This window comes from Halomonas sp. MCCC 1A11062 (assembly GCF_021404355.1).
In the GTDB taxonomy this organism is placed as follows: Bacteria; Pseudomonadota; Gammaproteobacteria; order Pseudomonadales; family Halomonadaceae; genus Halomonas; species Halomonas aerodenitrificans.
In genome coordinates this window covers 1-1,934 of the sequence record NZ_JABFTW010000054.1, presented here as the reverse complement: position 1 = coordinate 1,934, position 1,934 = coordinate 1, and the positions used below count along the sequence as shown (strand labels likewise).

Annotated in this window: 1 protein-coding gene; it reads right to left on the bottom strand. The window is 65.0% G+C overall.

Going from position 1 to position 1,934, the window contains the following annotated elements; translation table 11 throughout:
- Window positions 1-86 precede the first annotated feature (86 nt).
- Window positions 87-1,463: a group II intron reverse transcriptase/maturase gene (ltrA, locus tag HOP58_RS22730; RefSeq protein ID WP_234261908.1), complete on the bottom strand. Its 1,377-nt coding sequence runs from the start codon at window positions 1,461-1,463 to the stop codon at window positions 87-89.
- Window positions 1,464-1,934 lie beyond the last annotated feature (471 nt).

Below are 1,934 nucleotides of genomic sequence, written 5' to 3'. Positions count from 1 at the left end.
AATCGAGTAGGAGGGGGAGTCGCCTCCCCCGTCCTCTCACACCACCGGGCATACGGTTCCGTACCACGGCGGTTCACGAAGAACGACTAAGCCCTCTTGACCGTATCGAGTACCGAGATCAGGCCCAGCCCGTCGAACCGCTTCCGCGGCAGGGCCTGATTCATGTGCGAGGCACCCGCATTCCACCAGGCTCCTCGCCCATTCCCCGCTGATTTCCAGGCACGGTATGCGTCCAGGCCTAGCGCCAGAAGCTTCCGGCGCCGGGTCGTCGGGCGCTTCCACTGCCGCCAGATCACACAGCGTAATCGGCGACGTGTCCATTGATCCAGCGCTTCCAGCGGGCGTTTCACGTCGATGAGGCTAAAGTAGCTGGCCCAGCCTCGCAGGACTGGCACCAGTTCTTCGATGACGCGTCGGATATTGCGCCCTCTGCCGCGTTTGAGGATCTCACGGACACGCTGCATCAGGCGCTGCAGGCTGGTCTTGGCGATGGTCAGCCGCGGCAACTTGTGCCGGGTCAGCGTGTAGCCCAGACACCCCCGGTTCCAGGGTCGGTCCACCGCACTCTTGTCGCGATTGACCGTCAGCCTGAGTGAGCTCTCGAGAAAATCACTCAGGCTGGCCATGACGCGCTCACCCGCCCGCCGACTCCTGACATACACCTGCATGTCGTCGGCGTAGCGGCAGAAGCGGTGGCCCCGGCGTTCCAGTTCCTTGTCCACGTCATCCAGCAGGATATTGGCCAGTAGCGGACTCAGTGGACCGCCCTGAGGTGTGCCCTGCCGGCGTGGAGCGGCCAGGCCGTCCTGGAACATCCCGGCTTCCAGATAGCGTCGGATCAGGCGTAGCACCCGCTTGTCGCGGACGCGGCGCGCAACCCGGGCCATCAGCAGGTCGTGATTCACCCGGTCGAAGAAGGCTTCCAGGTCGAGGTCGACCGCCCAGCGGCGGCCGGCGGTGACATGGGCCTTCATCGCCGAGACGGCCTGCTGGGCACTGCGCCCAGGGCGGTAGCCGTAGCTCGATGCGGAGAAATCCGGATCGAAAATCGGCGTCAGCACCTGAAGCAGCGCCTGCTGGATCAGCCGGTCGGTGACCGTGGGAATGCCGAGCTGTCGCGTTCCGCCCTTGGGCTTGGGAATCTCGACGGCTCGGATCGGGCTGGGGTGGTACTCACCGGCCAACAGCCGCTCGCGCAGCGTCGGCCAGTGCTGTTTCAGGTGGTCCGCCAGCTGCTGCACCGTCATACCGTCGGCACCCGGCGCGCCCTTGTTGGCGACCACCCTGCGGTAAGCCCGCGCCATGTTGGCCTTCTCTACCACGGCCTCCATGAGCGGGGCGAGCTCCGCTTTCGTCCACGATGACGACGCCGGGACCGTCTCGACGCCCCCCGGCCGGGACGCGGGGTACTGCCCCTGCCCCTCTGGGTGGGTGGCGGTATCAGCGCCAGTTTCGGTCTTCATGATCGATCCTCGAGACATCATCGCCTACTCGCGGTTCTTCATGTTCGGCCCTTGGTGCCGGGGTGAATCGGCACTTACTATGGCCTCTGCTGACGTCTGATGGCCCATCCCGCCGCCTCTCGACGCCGGTAGCACTGTGGCAGACCATCAGACCTCCCAGGGTAAGACGCGCGACCTTCCTCCCATACACCCGCCGCATCTACTGCCGCCCCTTCCGGATAGCTATTGGGCTTCGAGTTTCTTGGCCCTCTCGCCCAGGTGGCGACAGCCTCGTATGCGATTTCTGTTCGTCGGGCCGGGAGTTTGCCTCCAACTTCCTTCAGATTCCGTCTCGCGACGGACACCCTTGCTGTTCGGCTAACGGTTCCCGCTATCAGGGTCCGTAGGGGACTTTCACCCCCAAGTCATTCCGAGGCACCACCCTCGGAAACAGCGCCCGTCGGGCGCTGCGCGCCATGCCTGGCGCACCAA

What these genes read in the sequence shown, in the direction of transcription:
- ltrA (WP_234261908.1), bottom strand. Translation starts at nt 1,463, where the DNA reads ATGAAGACCGAAACTGGCGCTGATACCGCCACCCACCCAGAGGGGCAG.